Source organism: Streptomyces sp. YKOK-I1, assembly GCF_054660435.1.
Genome location: NZ_BAAGDR010000001.1, coordinates 1490307 through 1506721, shown reverse-complemented (window position 1 = coordinate 1506721; position 16415 = coordinate 1490307). Strand labels below are relative to the sequence as shown.

Annotated in this window: 14 protein-coding genes; 8 read left to right on the top strand and 6 right to left on the bottom strand. The window is 73.2% G+C overall.

The window, feature by feature from the left end; all coding sequences use genetic code 11:
- Nucleotides 1–41: 41 nt before the first annotated feature.
- Nucleotides 42–710, bottom strand: coding sequence for a response regulator transcription factor (locus ACYQ8Q_RS06170; RefSeq protein ID WP_460062631.1), 669 nt, complete (start codon nucleotides 708–710; stop codon nucleotides 42–44).
- The gene (locus ACYQ8Q_RS06165) at nucleotides 707–1909 is read right to left on the bottom strand and encodes a sensor histidine kinase (RefSeq protein WP_460062629.1); all 1203 of its coding nucleotides are present in this window, start codon (nucleotides 1907–1909) and stop codon (nucleotides 707–709) included. The genes ACYQ8Q_RS06170 and ACYQ8Q_RS06165 overlap by 4 nt, the downstream gene beginning before the upstream one ends.
- 158 nt (nucleotides 1910–2067) lie before the next feature.
- On the opposite strand from ACYQ8Q_RS06165, the gene ACYQ8Q_RS06160 reads away from it, so the two are divergent.
- From ACYQ8Q_RS06160 to ACYQ8Q_RS06150, 3 genes are read left to right on the top strand one after another with little or no spacing between them, the layout of a single operon-like run.
- Nucleotides 2068–3006, top strand: a complete 939-nt coding sequence (locus tag ACYQ8Q_RS06160) for an ABC transporter ATP-binding protein (protein ID WP_460062627.1) — start codon at nucleotides 2068–2070, stop codon at nucleotides 3004–3006.
- A complete protein-coding gene (locus ACYQ8Q_RS06155; RefSeq protein ID WP_460062626.1) occupies nucleotides 3003–4517 on the top strand; it encodes a DUF1349 domain-containing protein in 1515 nt (504 codons plus the stop codon). The genes ACYQ8Q_RS06160 and ACYQ8Q_RS06155 overlap by 4 nt, the downstream gene beginning before the upstream one ends.
- A complete protein-coding gene (locus tag ACYQ8Q_RS06150) occupies nucleotides 4514–5338 on the top strand; it encodes an ABC transporter permease (protein ID WP_460062624.1) in 825 nt (274 codons plus the stop codon). The genes ACYQ8Q_RS06155 and ACYQ8Q_RS06150 overlap by 4 nt, the downstream gene beginning before the upstream one ends.
- Before the next feature lie 22 nt (nucleotides 5339–5360).
- On the opposite strand, the gene ACYQ8Q_RS06145 is transcribed toward ACYQ8Q_RS06150, so the two are convergent.
- The 4 genes from ACYQ8Q_RS06145 to ACYQ8Q_RS06130 form a co-directional block, all read right to left on the bottom strand.
- Nucleotides 5361–6491, bottom strand: coding sequence for a sensor histidine kinase (locus ACYQ8Q_RS06145; RefSeq protein WP_460062623.1), 1131 nt, complete (start codon nucleotides 6489–6491; stop codon nucleotides 5361–5363).
- Nucleotides 6484–7179 carry a response regulator transcription factor gene (locus tag ACYQ8Q_RS06140; protein WP_460062621.1) on the bottom strand — a complete coding sequence of 232 codons (696 nt, stop codon included), beginning with the start codon at nucleotides 7177–7179 and terminating at the stop codon, nucleotides 6484–6486. Before ACYQ8Q_RS06140 ends, ACYQ8Q_RS06145 begins: the two co-directional genes overlap by 8 nt.
- Before the next feature lie 37 nt (nucleotides 7180–7216).
- On the bottom strand, nucleotides 7217–7927 hold the full coding sequence (locus ACYQ8Q_RS06135; protein ID WP_460062620.1) for a VanZ family protein: 711 nt from the start codon (nucleotides 7925–7927) through the stop codon (nucleotides 7217–7219).
- Between the two features lie 113 nt (nucleotides 7928–8040).
- On the bottom strand, nucleotides 8041–8703 hold the full coding sequence (locus ACYQ8Q_RS06130; protein WP_460062619.1) for a CBS domain-containing protein: 663 nt from the start codon (nucleotides 8701–8703) through the stop codon (nucleotides 8041–8043).
- Between the two features lie 319 nt (nucleotides 8704–9022).
- Between ACYQ8Q_RS06130 and pflB the strand changes: the two genes are divergently transcribed.
- The 5 genes from pflB (at nucleotide 9023) to gap (ending at nucleotide 16278) form a co-directional block, all read left to right on the top strand.
- Nucleotides 9023–11284: a formate C-acetyltransferase gene (gene pflB / locus ACYQ8Q_RS06125; protein ID WP_460062618.1), complete on the top strand. Its 2262-nt coding sequence runs from the start codon at nucleotides 9023–9025 to the stop codon at nucleotides 11282–11284.
- On the top strand, nucleotides 11281–12033 hold the full coding sequence (gene pflA / locus ACYQ8Q_RS06120) for a pyruvate formate-lyase-activating protein (protein WP_460062617.1): 753 nt from the start codon (nucleotides 11281–11283) through the stop codon (nucleotides 12031–12033). The genes pflB and pflA overlap by 4 nt, the downstream gene beginning before the upstream one ends.
- 149 nt (nucleotides 12034–12182) lie before the next feature.
- Nucleotides 12183–12806 (top strand): hypothetical protein, encoded by a 624-nt coding sequence (locus ACYQ8Q_RS06115; protein ID WP_460062615.1) that lies wholly within the window; start codon nucleotides 12183–12185, stop codon nucleotides 12804–12806.
- 47 nt (nucleotides 12807–12853) lie between these two features.
- Nucleotides 12854–15238 (top strand): phosphoketolase family protein, encoded by a 2385-nt coding sequence (locus ACYQ8Q_RS06110; RefSeq protein ID WP_460062613.1) that lies wholly within the window; start codon nucleotides 12854–12856, stop codon nucleotides 15236–15238.
- Between the two features lie 26 nt (nucleotides 15239–15264).
- Nucleotides 15265–16278 (top strand): type I glyceraldehyde-3-phosphate dehydrogenase, encoded by a 1014-nt coding sequence (gap, locus tag ACYQ8Q_RS06105; RefSeq protein ID WP_460062611.1) that lies wholly within the window; start codon nucleotides 15265–15267, stop codon nucleotides 16276–16278.
- The last annotated feature ends 137 nt before the right edge of the window (nucleotides 16279–16415 follow it).

The window sequence follows — 16415 nt, the reverse complement described above, 5'->3', positions numbered from 1 at the left end:
GACGACGTCGTGCGGAAGAAGCGGGGCATCGCCCGCCGCGGTCACTTCTCCGGATCGGCGATCCGGTAGCCGATCGTCGGGGTCGTGGTGATCACGGGCGGGCCGCCGAGCTTGCGCCGGAGTCTGCCGACGGTCACGGCGACGGTGTTCGTGAACGGGTCGGCGTTCTCGTCCCACACCTGTTCCAGCAGCGCCTCCGCGCTGAGGGCGGCGGGACTGGCCCGCAGCAGCGCGGCCAGGACCTCGAACTCCTTGACCGAGAGGTCGAGCCGGCGCCCGTCCCGCAGCGCCGTGCGGTGCACGGGGTCGAGTGCGATGCCCGCGGCGCGCAGGGTGCGGGCCCGGGCATAGGGGCGCCGACGGACCAAGGACCGCAGCCGGAGCACGAGTTCGGGGAAGTGGAAGGGCTTGACCAGGTAGTCGTCGGCGCCCAGACTCAGCCCGCCGACCCGATCGGCCGGAGCGTCCGCGGCGGTCAGCATCAGCACCATGGGGCGGTCGTCCCGGTCGGTGACCATCCGGCACAGCGTGTCCCCGTGGATTCCCGGCAGGTCCCGGTCCAGGACGACCGTGTCGTACGCGGTGGCGTCCAGCTTGGCCGCGGCCTCCAGTCCGTCGTACGCCACGTCGACCGCCATCCCCTGGTCGCGCAGCCCCTCCATCAGCACATCGGCGAGCGACCGGGCGTCCTCCACCACGAGCACCCTCATCGCGCGGCCTCGCTCCGGGCGGCCCGGGACAGGGTGACCGTGGCCCGCAGTCCGCCCTCCGCGCGCGCCCTCAGGTCGAGCCTGCCGCCGTGCGCCTCGGCGACCGCCGCGACGATCGAGAGTCCGAGCCCCGCCCCCGCGCCGCCGCCCCCGCCTGTCCGCTCGGCCCCGAGCCGACGGAACGGGCGTGCCAGGTCGGCGACTTGATCCTGCGTCAGGGACGGTCCCCCGTTCTCCACGATCAGGCACACATCGGTGTCCTCGGCACGGGTGGCGATGCGGATCCAGCCGCCGGGCCGGTTGTGCCCGATCGCGTTGTCCACGAGGTTGTCCACCATCCTGCGCAACAGCGTCCGGTCGCCGCACACCCACGCGCCCGCCCCGTCGGCGGAGCCCTCGGCCTCCACCGCGAGCTGTCTCCCGGAGGCCGCGGCGGCCCGCTCGGCGAGCGCGGCCCCGGCGAGCGCGTCCAGACGGACCGGCTCGGCGTCGGGCAGCGGCACTCCGTGCTGGGCGCGGGCCAGCGCCAGAAGCCCGTCGAGCAGCCGGTCCACCTGATCCAGTTCGGCCCTGACCCGGTGCGCCACGGTGCGGGTCTGCTCGGGCACCGGGCCCGGCTTGGCGAGCGCCACGTCGACCGAGGCCCGCATGGTCGCCAGCGGGGTGCGCAGCTCGTGCGAGGCGTCGGCGACGAAGCGCCGCTGCGCGGCGAACGCCTGCTCCAGACGTTCCAGCAGGTCGTCGATGGTGTCGCCGAGCCTTCTGAGTTCGTCGTGCGGGCCGGGGACGGCGAGGCGTTCGTGGAGGCTGTCGGCGGAGATCCGGCGTGTCGCCGCCGTCATCGCGCGCAGCGGACGCAGCACCCGCCCGGCGGCGAACCAGCCCAGCCCGACCGACAGCAGCCCCATCACCGCCAGGCCCACCGCCGAACCGAGCAGCAGCTGGTCCATCTGCCGGCCGTGCGCCTCGGCGAGCTGGTGCTCCAGACTCGCGATCCGCTCCTGCGCCGCGGAGGGGACCGCGCCGAGCCCGCTGCCCGGCGCCGGGGCCGCCCGGTGGTCACCGCCGGCCACCAGACCGACCACCGTCAGCAGCACCACGGCCGAGGCCAGGAACAGCCCGGCGTACAAGGTGGTGAAACGCCAGCGGATGCCACGGCGGTGCGCCGACCGTCCCGGAAGCCCCAGTTCCGCCGCCATCGGCCCTCCCCCTTCTGCTGGTGTGCCGCGCTGCCGGCCCCAGGCTAGGCGAGCCGGCCTAACAACGGCATGACAGCGGCCGTTCCGCCCGCGTTACGGCCCCCGGCGCAGCCTGGGCGCCTCCCCAGCGGATGCGAGCGAGAGGCGGAACGGCGAACATGACGGACGCTCACCGGATCGAGGTGGAGGGCCTGCGCAAACGCTTCGGCGCGACCCAGGCCCTCGACGGCATGACCTTCACCGTCCGGCCGGGCCGGGTGACCGGCTTCGTGGGGCCCAACGGCGCGGGCAAGTCCACCACCCTGCGCGTGGTCCTCGGCCTGGACCGGCCCGACGCGGGGACGGCGCTGGTCGGCGGACGGCCGTACCGCACCCTGGACCGCCCGCTGTGCCGGCTCGGCTCCCTGCTGGACGCCGGGGCGCTCCAGCCCGGCCGGACCGCCCGCAACCACCTGCTGTGGCTGGCCCGCACACAGGGGCTCCCGGCCCACCGGGTGGACCGGGTCCTCGACCGGGTGGGGCTCGTCGAGGCGGCGCGGCGCCGGACGGGCGGCTTCTCGCTGGGGATGCGGCAGCGGCTCGGCATCGCCGCGGCGCTCCTCGGGGATCCGCCCGCGCTGATGCTGGACGAGCCGTTCAACGGGCTGGACCCCGAGGGGATCCGGTGGATCCGCTCCCTGCTGACCTCGCTGGCGGCACAGGGCCGCACCGTGCTGGTGTCCAGCCATCTGATGGGCGAGCTGCAGGACGTCGCGGACCATCTCCTCGTCGTCGGCCGCGGCCGGGTGATCGCCGACACGGACGTGGGGGAACTGCTCGCGCGGCTGTCCCGGGGCCGGGTCACGCTGCGCACCTCCGCCCCCGCCGCGGCGGAGGCGGCGCTCGTCCGGGCCGGCGCGGACGTGCGGGCCGCGGGGACGGACACGCTCGGCGTGCGCGGGCTGACGGGCGAGGACATCGTGACCGCGCTGACCACGGGCGGGGTCCCGTTCGCGGAACTGGCCGCGCAGCGCGTCACCCTGGAGGAGGCGTACCTGGAACTCACCCGCGACGACGTGCAGTACCGCGGCACGGACGCCGAGGAGGCCGCGCGATGAGCCGGCTCCGGGTCCTGCGCGCGGAGTGGACCAAGTTCCGCACCGTACGCGGCTGGGTCCTCGCCACGGCCGCCTCGGCCCTGGTCTTCGTCCTGCTCCTGCTGGCCGGCACGACCGCCTCGAACGGGCACGCCCAGGACGTCCCCACCCTGCCGACCGACTCCACGGGCGAGGCCGTCAACGACAACGCCTACCTCCTGCGCCGGGCCCTGACCGGCGACGGCAGCATCACCGTGCCGGTGACCGCACTGACGGGCGAACTGGCCCGCAGCCCGGGACGGACCGTGCCCGGGCTCACCCCGTGGGCCAAGGCGGGGATCCTCGTCAAGCAGAGCCTCGCACCGGGCTCGTCGTACGCCGCGATGATGGTCACCGGCGCGCACGGCGTCCGGATGCAGTACGACTTCACCCACGACCGGGCCGGTCTGCCGGGCCGCCCCTCCGCGGCCGCGCCGCGCTGGCTGCGGCTGGTCCGCACCGGGGCGACGGTCACCGGCTACGACTCGACGGACGGCGTCCACTGGCACGAGGTCGGCCGCGCGCACCTGGCCCGAGCGGGCGGCACCGTGCAGGTGGGCCTGTTCACCGCCTGCCCGGCGGCCGTGGAGCCGAGCGGCTCCCTGGGGGGTTCGCGCCCCGCCGTCGCCACCGCGGTGTTCGGCCGGGTGACACTCGGCGGTGCCTGGAGCGGCGGCGACCCGCGGCAGGGCTGGCGGGGCGCGCAGCTGGGCGGCGACGCGGGCACCTCCGGCAGCTACCCGGAGGGCATCTCGGGCGGCTTCACCCGGACCGGCGGCGGCTTCACCGTCACGGGGGCCGGCGACATCGCCCCGGTGGTCGGCGGGCCCTCGCTCGGCCCGGCCTACACCGTCGAGAACTTCCTCGTCGGTACGTTCGCCGCGCTGATCGTCCTGACGGTCGTGGCCGTCCAGTTCGTCACCGGCGAGTACCGCCGGGGGCTGATCGGCACCACACTCGCCGCGACACCACGGCGCGGCCGGCTGCTGGCCGCCAAGACCGCCGTGGTGGCCGCCGTCGCCCTCGTCGTCGGCCTCCTGGCCGCCGCGATCAGCGTCCCGCTCGGCCGGCGACGCGCCCACGCCACCCACTTCGTGGTGTTCACCGTGCCGCACACCGTGGAACTGCGCGCGATCCTCGGCACCGGGCTCCTGCTGGCCACCGCCGCCGTGCTCGCGCTGGCGCTCGGCACACTGCTGCGGCGCAGCGCCCCGGCGATCACCGCCGTCGTCGTCACGACGGTGCTGCCCTACCTCCTCGCGATCAGCGGCGCGCTGCCCCCCTCGCCCGCACGCTGGCTGCTCCGCGTCACCCCGGCGGCGGGTTTCGCCGTCCAGCAGACGGTGCCGCACCACTCCCACGTCCTCAGCGTCTACACCCCGCCCTTCGGCTACTTCCCCCTCGGCCCGTGGACCGGGTACGCGGTCCTCGCGGGCTGGACCGCACTCGCGCTCGCGTCCGCCGCCCTGCTCCTGCGCCGGAGGGACGTATGAACGCCACCGCGCCGCGCCGGGCGGTCCGGTGGGACACCACCACGCTGCGCCGGGCGGTCCGGTCCGAGTGGACCAAACTGCGCACCGACCCGGGCCACGCGTGGGCGCTGCTGAGCCTCGTCGCCGTGACCGTGTCCGTGAGCGCGGCGGTGGCCGCGACGGCCCGCTGTCCGGCGGCCGACTGCGGCCAGGACCAGGTCGCCCTCAGCCTGACGGGGGTGACGCTCGGCCAGACGCTCGCCGTGATCGTGGCCGTGCTGGCGGTCGGACAGGAGTACGGCACCGGCCTGATCCACACCACCCTCGCGGCGGTACCGCGCCGCACCACCGTCCTGGCCGCCAAGGCCGTGGTCGTGAGCGGGGCGGTGGGTGCCGCGTCGACGCCCGCCGTCCTCGCCTCCGCCCTCACCGGACGCCTCCTGCTGCCGGGCAACGGCTTCACGCCCGCCCACGGCCACGCCACCCTCTCCCTCACCGACGGCCCCACCCTGCGGGCCGTCGCGGGCTCCGCGCTCTATCTGGTCCTGGTCGCCCTGCTCGCCCTCGGCGTCGCCACGGCGGTCCGGGACGCTGCGGTCGCGACGGGCGTCGTCCTCGCACTGCTGTATCTCTTCCCCCTCCTCGGCCACCTGGTCACCGACCCGGACCTGCGCCGGCACCTCGCGCGGATCGGCCCGATGCCCGCGGGGCTGGCCGTCCAGGCCACGACGGACCTGGGCCGGCTCCCCATCGGGCCCTGGGCGGGCCTCGGCGTACTCGCCCTGTGGGCAGCGGGCGCGCTCCTCCTCGGCGCGACGGTGCTGCGCCGCCGCGACGCCTGAGGCCCCGCTCGCGGTCGGCGGCCTACGGGGCCCCGCTCGGCAGCGGAGTCCGCGGCGGGGCGGGGAGGCGAACCGTGACGAGGAGGCCGCCGGTGGGGCGGGGGGTGAGGCCGAGGGCGCCGTCGTGGGCGCGGACGATGCTGTGCACGAGGGCCAGCCCTAGGCCGACGCCCGCGTGCTCGGCGGTGCGGATGCGCTCGGTGCCGCGGCGGAAGGGTTCGGTCAGGGTCGGTACCAGCTCCGCCGGGAGCGCAGGACCCGTGTTCTCGACCCGCAGCACGCTCGTGCCGTGCCGCTGTTCGGTGCGGACCGTCACGGTGCCGCCGGTGGGGAGGTTGTGGACGACGGCGTTCTGGACGAGGTTCGTCACCATCCGCAGCAGGAGCGCCGCCGAGCCGACGGTCCAGGTCGTCCCGCCGGTGACGTCGAGGGTGATCCGGTGCTTCTCCGCGAGGGGAAGCAGGGTTTCGGCGGCTTCCTCGGCGAGGAGGGAGAGGTCGACGCGCTCACGGGTGAAGGTGCCGCGGTCGGCGCGGCTGAGCAGCAGGAGGGCTTCGGTGAGGTCGATCGCCCGCGTGTTGACGGTGTGGAGGCGTTCGAGGAGTTCGTCCCGCTCCCGCGCGGGGTCGCTGCGGGCGGCTTCGAGGAGGGTCCGGGAGATCGCCAGCGGGGTGCGCAGTTCGTGGGAGGCGTTCGCGGCGAACCTCTGCTGTTCGGCGACCCGGGATTCCAGCTGTTCGAGCATGGCGTCGAAGGCGTCGGCGAGTTCGCGGAACTCGTCCTCGGGTCCCGTCAGACGGATCCGGTGCGACAGCGATCCGCTCGCGGCCGTCCGGGCCGCGGCGGCGATCCGGGTGAGGGGCGCGAGCATCCGTCCGGCGAGGATCCAGCCTCCCAGGAGGCCGAACACGAGGAGGAAGGCCAGTGCCAGGGCCGCGGCCGGGGCGAAGCCGCGCAGGAGCTCGGAGCGGTTGGGCCCGACGATGATCACGCCGTGGAACGTCTTGCGGAGGGTGGGCGCGTCGTCCTCCGGCAGCCAGCGCAGCACGAACACCCACACCACGGCCAGCAGGAGGACACCGGCGAGGAGGAGGAAACCGGCGTAACTGAGGGTGAGTCTCAGCCGGGCGCTGAGCCCCGTGCGTCTAGGCACGAGGGCCGCCGGGGTACGGGGTGTCGCCGCCGGTGCCGATCCGGTAGCCGACACCGGGCACCGTGGTGATGAGCCAGGGTTCCCCGAGCCGCTTGCGCAGGGCGGAGACGGTGATCCGGACGGCGTTGGTGAAGGGGTCGGCGTTGTTGTCCCAGGCCCGCTCCAGCAGCTCCTCGGCGCTGACGACACCTCCCCCGGCGGCGACGAGGACCTCCAGTACGGCGAACTGCTTGCGGGTGAGCGCGACATGGCGCCCGTCGCGGAACACCTCCCGGCGGAACGGGTCGAGCCTGAGGCCCGCGATCTCATGGACCGGGGGCCGGGCGTACGCGCGTCTGCGGTCGAGCGCCCTCAGTCGCAGGACCAGCTCCCGCAGCTCGAACGGTTTGGTGAGGTAGTCGTCGGCGCCCAGCGCGAACCCGGAGGCCTTGTCGTCGATCCGGTCGGCGGCGGTGAGCAGGAGGATCGGGATGCCGCTGCCGGAGGCGACGATGTGCCGGGCGACCTCGTCGCCGGAGGGCCCGGGGATGTCGCGGTCGAGGACGGCGAGGTCGTAGGAGTTGACGCCGAGCAGTTCCAGGGCGGTGTCGCCGTCGGCGGCGATGTCGGCGGCTATCGCCTCCAGCCGCAGACCGTCACGGACGGCTTCGGCGAGGTAGGGCTCGTCCTCCACGATCAGTACACGCATGTCCGAAGCGTAGGCAGCACACCGTATCGCCGACGTATCATGCCGACGCATCGCGCCGACGTGCGCCCACCGCACACGGCACCTCCGCCCCGGTACGCCACCAGCGGCGCGACGCCAGCCCGGCCAGCACGGCCCCGGTGGCATTGACCAGGACGTCGTCCACGGAGGACACCCGGTCCAGCCACAGGACGTACTGCGCGGTCTCGACCAGGACCGAGCAGCCCGCGCCGAGCGCCAGGATCCGCGGTACGGACGCCAGTGCCGCCCACCGCACCGGGGCGAAGAACCCCAGCGTCGCGAAGACCAGCAGGTTGCCGGCGATGCCGAGCGGCCCCATGGCGACCAGGTCCCGCAGCGGCACCAGGCTCACCCGACGCGGAGCGACGCCGGGCCCGCCGCCCGGCATCATGGTCAGCCACAGGAACGGCACCGTCCCGTGCACCATGCCCACCTCCGCCAGGGACCTGCGCCAGGCCCCCGCCGCCGTGACACCGGCGGCCCGCCGGCCGCGCGCCAGCGCCCACACCACCAGCGCGGCCAACGGCAGCGTCACCAACGTCATGAGCACCACACCGTTGAACGTGTCGAAGCACCCGTGCCACCGCCCGGCCGCACACCTCGGAGCGGACATCATGAGCGGCCGCCGCACGGCGAACACGGCGCCCGCCAGGCCGAGGACCGCGAGGCCGGGGAGCACGATCCCGCGGATGCGGCGGGCCGGTGCCGTTGGGGACGCGTCGGGGTTCATGCCCTCATGGGACACGGGCATCGGTTGCGGCGGCGTATGCGCTTCTCGATACGCCCGCGATATGGCGTCGATGACCTGGGACGGGGGCCCTGTTCCACGAGCCGGTCCTCCGACTAGGTCCCGTCCGGCTCCGTGTCGCGGGAGAGGTCGAAGTCCACGTCCACGACGCCCTCGACGGCGCGGATCAGCCGCGCCGCCACCGGTACCAGTGAGGTGTCCCGGACCCGGCCGCCGAGCCTGACCACGCCGTCCCGCACGGTCACCCGCACGCGGGAGCCGGGCAGCGGGAACAGGTAGGACACGACCTCGCGCCGTACCTCCTCGGCGATCTCCTCGTCGGGGCGGAGGAAGACCTTGAGCAGGTCGGCGCGGCTGACGACCCCCTGGAGCAGGCCCACGGCATCGACCACCGGGAGCCGCTTGACCTTCTCCCGGGCCATGGTCCGGGCGGCCTGGGCCAGGGTGGCGTCCGCGTGGACGGTGAGCGCGGGGGAGGTCATGAGCTCGCCCGCCGTCACGGCGCCCGCCTTGGCCAGGTCCTTCAGGCGCCGCAGCTGCGTGTGCCGGTCCGGGTCGCTGTCGCGGAACTCCTCCTTGGGCAGCAGATCCGCCTCCGAGACGACGCCGACGACGCGGCCCTCGCCCTCGATCACGGGCAGGGCGCTGACCTTCCAGTCCTGCATCATCCGCACGATGTCCTTGAACGCCGCCTCGCGGCCGACCGCGGCGACCGTGTGGGTCATGACATCGCTGACGATGTGCGGGGTGCCGTGCATGGACACTCCTTCGGGGTTCGTCGTCCGGTGGCCGGCCGAGGGGGTCGTAGGACGGTGCGGGAAACGGCCGGGTCCAGCCTGTGCCCGCGGCCCCGCGACGGCCATGGGCCGTCCGGTCCCGAGCCGGGGCCGGCCGGGCCGTTGGACCCCTTCCGGCCGGCCCGGACGGCCGGGAGGGGGGAGCCGCGGGCCGTCCGGCCCGGCCGGAAGGGGTCCAACGGCCCGGCCGAGGGCGCTGTCCGGCACTCCCCGTGGCGATCACGGCCGACGAGCATCGAAGCGCGAGACCCCAGAACACGGACCGAGGAGAGGAACCGCGATGACCGCGACCGTGACAGCCGCCGAACGGGTCACTCCGGCCGCCTGGCGTGGCTTCGCCGGGGCACGCTGGCGCGAGCTGATCGACGTGCGGGACTTCATCCAGGCCAACTACACGCCGTACGAGGGCGACGCGTCGTTCCTGACCGGCCCGACGGACCGCACGCGCGCCGTCTGGGAGAAGGTCGCCGCGCTGTTCCCCGAGGAGCGGGCGCGGGGCGTCCTCGACGTCGACGCGACGACCCCCTCGACCATCACCTCGCACGCGCCCGGCTGGATCGACCGGGACCGCGAACTCATCGTCGGCCTCCAGACGGACGCCCCGCTCAAGCGCGCGATCATGCCCAACGGCGGCCTGCGCATGGTGGAGAACAGCCTCAGGGCGTACGGCTACGCACCCGACCCGTTCGTGACGAAGGTCTTCGGCACCTACCGCAAGACCCACAACGACGGTGTCTTCGACGCCTACACGCCCGAGATGCGCACCGCCCGCAAGGTCGGCATCATCACCGGGCTGCCGGACGCCTACGGCCGCGGCCGGATCATCGGTGACTACCGGCGGGTGGCCCTGTACGGCACCGACCGGCTGATCGAGGCCAAGCGGGCCGAGCGCGCCCGGCTGGACGCCGGGCCGTCGACCGCGGAGGTGATCCGCGACCGCGAGGAACTCGCCGAACAGATCAAGGCGTTGGGCGAACTGACCCGTATGGCGGCGTCCTACGGCTGTGACGTCTCCCGCCCCGCGACCGGCGCGCACGAGGCCGTGCAGTGGCTCTACCTCGGCTACCTCGCCGCCGTGAAGGAACAGAACGGCGCCGCGATGTCGCTGGGCCGCACCTCGACGTTCCTCGACGTCTACCTCCAGCGCGACCTGGACGAGGGGACCATCGACGAGCGGCGCGCCCAGGAGCTGATCGACGACTTCGTGATCAAGCTGCGGATCGTGCGCTTCCTGCGCACCCCGGAGTACGACGCCCTGTTCTCCGGCGACCCCACCTGGGTCACCGAGTCGATCGGCGGCATCGGCACGGACGGCCGCCCGCTGGTCACCCGCACCTCCTTCCGCTTCCTGCAGACCCTGAACAACCTCGGCCCCGCCCCCGAACCCAACCTCACCGTGCTCTGGTCGCCCCGACTGCCCGCCGGCTTCAAGGAGTTCTGCGCGCAGGTCTCCATCGACACCAGCGCCGTCCAGTACGAGTCCGACGAACTGCTGCGGCCCCGGGGCGGCGACGACACCGCGATCGCGTGCTGTGTCTCCGCCATGACGGTCGGCAAGGAGATGCAGTTCTTCGGCGCCCGGGTCAACCTGGCGAAGGCGCTGCTGTACGCCGTCAACGGCGGCCGGGACGAGATGACCGGCGAGCAGGTCACCCCCGCGATGCCCCCGCTGACGGGCGAGTACCTGGACTACGACGAACTGTCGGCGGCGTACGACCGCGTACTGGACTGGCTGGCCGGGACGTACGTCGACACCCTCAACGTCATCCACTACATGCACGACAAGTACGCCTACGAGCGCCTGGAGATGGCGCTGCACGACCACCCCGTGCACCGTTTCATGGCCTGCGGCATCGCGGGGCTGTCGGTCGCGGCGGACAGCCTGTCGGCCGTGAAGCACGCACGGGTGAAGGTGTTCCGGGACGCGACCGGGCTCGCCGTCGACTTCCGCACCGAGGGTGACTTCCCGGCCTACGGCAACAACGACGACCGGGCCGACACCCTCGCCGTCGGGCTCGTGGAGTCCTTCATGGCCAAGGTGCGCCGCCATCCGACGTACCGTGACGCCGAGCACACCCAGTCGGTGCTGACGATCACCTCGAACGTCGTCTACGGCAAGCACACCGGCAACACCCCGGACGGCCGGCGCGCGGGCGCTCCCTTCGCCCCCGGTGCCAACCCGATGAACGGCCGGGACCGGCACGGGGTGGCCGCCTCCGCGCTGTCGGTCGCCAAGCTGCCGTACGAGCAGGCACGGGACGGCATCTCGCTCACCACGACGATCACCCCCGAGGGGTTGGGGCACGACCCGGCCGAGCGGGCCGGCCACCTGGTCGGCATCCTCGACGCCTACATGGCGGTCGGCGGCTTCCACATGAACGTCAACGTCCTGGACCGGGCCGTGCTGGAGGACGCCATGGAGCACCCGGAGAAGTACCCGGAGCTCACGATCCGGGTCTCCGGATACGCCGTCAACTTCGTCCGGCTGACCCGTGAGCAGCAGCTCGACGTCATCAGCCGCACCTTCCACGGATCGCTGTGAGCACGGTGACGGGGACGGTGCCGACGACCGGCCGGATCCACTCCTGGGACCTGTCCACCGGCGTGGACGGTCCCGGGACCCGGTTCGTGCTCTTCGTCTCCGGCTGTCCGCTGCGCTGTCTGTACTGCGCCAACCCCGACACCTGGCACATGCGCGACGGCCGGGAGACCACGGTCGACGAGGTGATGGCGGAGATCGAGAAGTACCGGCCCTTCATCGGCGCGGCCGGGGGAGGGGTGACCGTCACCGGCGGCGAACCCCTGCTCCAGTCCGCCTTCACCGGCGAGATCCTGCGCCGCTGCAAGGCGGCCGGACTGCACACCGCCCTCGACACCTCCGGCTTCCTCGGCGCCCGCGCCGACGACGCGCTCCTCGCCGACACGGACCTGGTCCTGCTGGACGTCAAGTCCTTCGACATCCGCGCCTACCGGAAACTGACCGGCGGCGCCCTCGCCCCCACCCTGAACTTCGCCACCCGCCTGGACCGGCTCGGCCTGCCCATGTGGGTCCGCTACGTCCTCGTGCCCGGCTGGACCGACGACGACGCGGCCGTGGACGGCCTGGGCGCCTTCCTCGCGGGACTGAACACCGTGCAGCGGGTCGACGTCCTGCCCTTCCACAAGCTCGGCGCCCACAAGTACGACGCCCTCGGCATCCCCTTCCCGCTGGCGGACACCCCGACACCGGACCGGGACCTCGTCGAGCGGGTCCGTGACCGGTTCAGGCAGCACGGTCTGCGCGCCGTGTGAGCCGCACCTCGCTCCCAACGGGCCTTGCACACAAGGACGTTCGGCCCCATGGAGGCAGACCTTCGGCATCGGGTGCCGGACGGCGAACGGCACGAGAGTGGGAGGCGTCAGGGAACGCCGACCCGACCGTCCCGAAGGGAACCACCACCATGGCCGTGCACGAGCACCCCCACCGCAGCCCCGGCCTCCACCTGCCCTCGTTCCGCAGGCACCGGACCGCGTCCGCGTCCGGGGCCGGGTCCGCCGTGGCGGCGGCCACCGCCCCGGCCTACGCACTCGCCGCCCTGCGCCTGCTCACTGGGTTCGTCTTCCTGTGGGCCTTCCTCGACAAGACCTTCGGCCTCGGCTACGCCACCCCCTCCGGCAAGGGCTGGATCGACGGCGGCTCGCCGACGAAGGGCTTCCTCGGCTCCGTCGCCGCCGGACCGATGGAGTCCACCTTCCACTCCTGGGCCGGCGACCCCTGGGCGAACTGGCTGTTCATGCTCGGTCTGCTCGGCATCGGCCTCGCCCTCGTCGCCGGGGTCGCGCTGCGGCTCGCCGCCGTCGCCGGCGCCGCGATGATGGCGCTGATGTGGATCGCCGAATGGCCGCCCGCCAAGCACCTCTCCGACGGCTCGGCGAGCATGTCGACCAACCCGTTCGCCGACTACCACCTGGTCTACGCCCTCGCCCTGATCGTCCTGGCCGCCACCGCCGCGGGCGACACCCTGGGCGCGGGCCGGCTCTGGGCCAAGCTGCCCTTCGTCCGCGACCACAGCTGGCTGCGCTGAGCAACGGTCCACCGACCTCCCCGCAGACGACTCCCGGAGCGCCTCCCATGTCCCTGGCCGAACAGCCGCACGCCCCCGCCCTCTCCGACGACGAACTGCGCACGCTCGACGCCCACTGGCGCGCCGCCAACTACCTCGCGGCCGGGCAGATCTACCTGATGGCCAACCCGCTGCTCACCGAGCCTCTGAAACCCGAGCACATCAAGCCCCGGCTGCTCGGCCACTGGGGCACCTCGCCCGGCCTCAACCTCGTGTACACCCACCTCAACCGGGTCATCAAGGCCCGCGGGATCGACGCGCTGTGCGTGTGGGGTCCGGGGCACGGCGGCCCGTCCGTGCTCGCCAACTCCTGGCTGGAGGGCAGCTACAGCGAGAAGTACCCCGACGTGCCGCGGGACGGCGCGGGCATGGCGCGGCTGTTCCGGCAGTTCTCCTTCCCCGGCGGGGTCCCCAGCCATGTGGCCCCCGAGACCCCGGGCTCGATCCACGAGGGCGGCGAACTCGGCTACTCGCTCGCGCACGCCTACGGCGCCGCCTTCGACCACCCGGACCTGCTCGTCGCCTGCGTCATCGGTGACGGCGAGGCCGAGACCGGGCCGCTGGCCGCGTCCTGGCACTCCAACAAGTTCCTCGACCCCGTCCACGACGGCGCCGTCCTGCCGATCCTCCACCTCAACGGCTACAAGATCGCCAACCCGGCCGTGCTCGCCCGGCTCCCCGAGCCCGAACTCGACGCTCTGCTGCGCGGTTACGGTCACGACCCGATCCATGTGACCGGCGACGACCCTCTCCAGGTCCACCGGGCCATGGCCGCGGCGATGGACGACGCGCTCGACCGCATCGCCGTCATGCAGCGGACCGCCCGCGAGGACGGCGTCACCGGACGCGTGCACTGGCCGGTGATCGTGCTGCGTACCCCGAAGGGCTGGACCGGCCCCGCCGAGGTGGACGGCGAGCCGGTCGAGGGCACCTGGCGCGCTCATCAGGTGCCGCTGGCCGGCGTCCGCGAGAACCCCGCGCACCTGCGTCAGCTGGAGGCCTGGCTGCGTTCGTACCGGCCGCGGGAACTCTTCGGCCCCGACGGCCGGCCCGCCGACGACGTCCTCGCTCCGATTCCCGACGGCCGGCGCAGGCTCGGCGCCACCCCGTACGCCAACGGCGGCCTGCTCGTCCGCGACCTGCCCGTCGCACCACTGGAGGAGTTCGCGGTGCCGGTCGACAAGCCGGGCACCACCCTGCACGAACCCACCCGCGTCCTCGGCGGCCTCCTCGCCCGGCTGATGCACGACACCGGCGGACGCCGGGACTTCCGGCTCGTGGGTCCCGACGAGACCGCCTCCAACCGGCTCCAGGCCGTCCTCGACGTCAGCGGCAAGGCCTGGCAGGCCCTGCACCTCCCGGTGGACGAACACCTGGAGCACCACGGCCGGGTGCTGGAGATCCTCTCCGAACACACCTGCCAGGGCTGGCTGGAGGGCTACCTCCTGACGGGCCGTCACGGCCTGTTCTCCTGCTACGAGGCGTTCGTGCACATCGTCGACTCCATGGTCAACCAGCACATCAAGTGGTTGAAGACCTCCCGGGAACTGCCGTGGCGCGCGCCCGTCGCCTCCCTCACCTACCTGCTCACCTCGCACGTGTGGCGCCAGGACCACAACGGCTTCTCCCACCAGGACCCCGGTTTCGTCGACCACGTCCTCAACAAGAGCCCCGAAGTCGTACGCGTCTACCTCCCGCCGGACGCCAACACCCTGCTGTCGGTCGCGGACCACGTCCTGCGCAGCCGTGACCACGTCAACGTCGTCGTGGCCGGGAAACAGCCCTGCTTCGACTGGCTCACCCTGGACCAGGCCCGCGCCCACTGCGCACGCGGCGCCGGGATCTGGGACTGGGCCGGCACCGAGAACGCCGGTCGGGAGCCGGACGTCGTCCTCGCCTGCGCCGGCGACGTGCCCACCCAGGAGGTCCTGGCCGCCGCCCAGCTGCTGCGCCGCCACCTCCCGCAGCTCGCCGTGCGCGTCGTGAACGTCGTCGACATGACCCGGCTCATGCCGCGCGAGGAACACCCGCACGGCATGAGCGACTTCGAGTACGACGGACTGTTCACCACCGACAAACCGGTGATCTTCGCCTACCACGGCTACCCGTGGCTGATCCACCGCCTCGCCTACCGCCGCACCGGGCACCGCGCTCTCCATGTCCGGGGCTACAAGGAGTCGGGGACGACGACCACACCGTTCGACATGGTCGTCCGCAACGACCTCGACCGCTACCGGCTGGTCATGGACGTCATCGACCGGGTCCCCGGGCTCGCGGTGCGCGCGGCGGCCGTACGGCAGGAGATGGCCGACGCCCGAGCCCGTCACCACGACTGGATCCGCGAACACGGCACCGACCTGCCCGAGGTCGCCGACTGGACCTGGACCATCTGAACCCCCTTCGGAAGGGAACCCCCGCCATGACCGTCCGCGTCGGAATCAACGGCTTCGGCCGCATCGGCCGCACGTATCTGCGAGCCGCGCTCGACCGCGTCGAGCAAGGCACCCAGGACCTCGAGGTCGTCGCCGTCAACGACCTCACCTCACCCGCCACCCTGGCCCACCTGCTGGAGTACGACTCGACGTTCGGCCGCATGGGACGGGACGTCGAGCACGACGACGACTCGATCACCGTGGACGGGCGGCGGATCGCCGTCACCGCCGAGCGCGACCCGGCGGCCCTGCGCTGGTCCGCGTACGGCGTCGACGTCGTCGTCGAGTCCACCGGCCGCTTCCGCGACCGCGACTCCGCCGCCCTGCACCTCAAGGGCGGCGCCCGCACCGTACTGCTCTCCGCGCCCGGCAAGGGGGTGGACGCCACCATCGTGATGGGCGTCAACGACCGGAGCTACGACCGGCACCGCGACCGCATCGTCTCCGCCGCCTCCTGCACCACCAACTGCGTCGCCCCGATGGTCAAGGTGCTCGACGACGCGTTCGGCATCGAGCGCGGCGTCATGACGACCATCCACGGCTACACCAACGACCAGTCGCTCCTCGACGGCCCCCACAAGGACCTGCGCCGGGCCCGCTCGGCCGCCCTCAGCATCATCCCCACCAGCACCGGAGCCGCCCGCGCGGTCGGCCTGGTGGTGCCGGAGCTGGCCGGGGCGCTCGACGGGATCGCGGTCCGGGTGCCCGTGGAGGACGGCTCGCTGACCGACCTCGCCGTCGTCCTCGGCCGGGAGGCGAGTGCGGAGGAGATCAACGCCGCGTTCGAAGCGGCGGCGAACGGACCCCTGAACGGCATCCTGCGCGTCTCCCGGGCCCCGATCGTCTCCCGCGACGTCATCGGCGACCCCTCCTCCTGTGTCTTCGACCCGGCCCTGACCCAGGCCAACGGCACCCTGGCCAAGGTCTTCGGCTGGTACGACAACGAATGGGGCTACACCAACCGACTCCTGGACCTGACGGCCCTGGTGACGCACGACTGACGCCCCTCGCGTCCCCCGACGGAAGCGGGTCCGGCCGCCGCCGGCCGGACCCGCGGTTCCAGGACCGACGTGTCGCCGACCTCGAAGCCCAGCTGGAACCTCCCAGCGGGTGACTGCCCCCACGCAGCCAACTCGTG

Excerpts from the sequence above, each read along its gene's own strand:
- ACYQ8Q_RS06170 (WP_460062631.1), bottom strand. The coding sequence starts at position 710 with ATGAGGGTGCTCGTGGTGGAGGACGCCCGGTCGCTCGCCGATGTGCTG.
- ACYQ8Q_RS06165 (WP_460062629.1), bottom strand. The coding sequence starts at position 1,909 with ATGGCGGCGGAACTGGGGCTTCCGGGACGGTCGGCGCACCGCCGTGGC.
- ACYQ8Q_RS06160 (WP_460062627.1), top strand. The coding sequence starts at position 2,068 with ATGACGGACGCTCACCGGATCGAGGTGGAGGGCCTGCGCAAACGCTTC.
- ACYQ8Q_RS06155 (WP_460062626.1), top strand. The coding sequence starts at position 3,003 with ATGAGCCGGCTCCGGGTCCTGCGCGCGGAGTGGACCAAGTTCCGCACC.
- ACYQ8Q_RS06150 (WP_460062624.1), top strand. The coding sequence starts at position 4,514 with ATGAACGCCACCGCGCCGCGCCGGGCGGTCCGGTGGGACACCACCACG.
- ACYQ8Q_RS06140 (WP_460062621.1), bottom strand. The coding sequence starts at position 7,179 with ATGCGTGTACTGATCGTGGAGGACGAGCCCTACCTCGCCGAAGCCGTC.
- ACYQ8Q_RS06135 (WP_460062620.1), bottom strand. The coding sequence starts at position 7,927 with ATGAACCCCGACGCGTCCCCAACGGCACCGGCCCGCCGCATCCGCGGG.
- ACYQ8Q_RS06130 (WP_460062619.1), bottom strand. The coding sequence starts at position 8,703 with ATGCACGGCACCCCGCACATCGTCAGCGATGTCATGACCCACACGGTC.
- pflB (WP_460062618.1), top strand. The coding sequence starts at position 9,023 with ATGACCGCGACCGTGACAGCCGCCGAACGGGTCACTCCGGCCGCCTGG.
- ACYQ8Q_RS06115 (WP_460062615.1), top strand. The coding sequence starts at position 12,183 with ATGGCCGTGCACGAGCACCCCCACCGCAGCCCCGGCCTCCACCTGCCC.
- ACYQ8Q_RS06110 (WP_460062613.1), top strand. The coding sequence starts at position 12,854 with ATGTCCCTGGCCGAACAGCCGCACGCCCCCGCCCTCTCCGACGACGAA.
- gap (WP_460062611.1), top strand. The coding sequence starts at position 15,265 with ATGACCGTCCGCGTCGGAATCAACGGCTTCGGCCGCATCGGCCGCACG.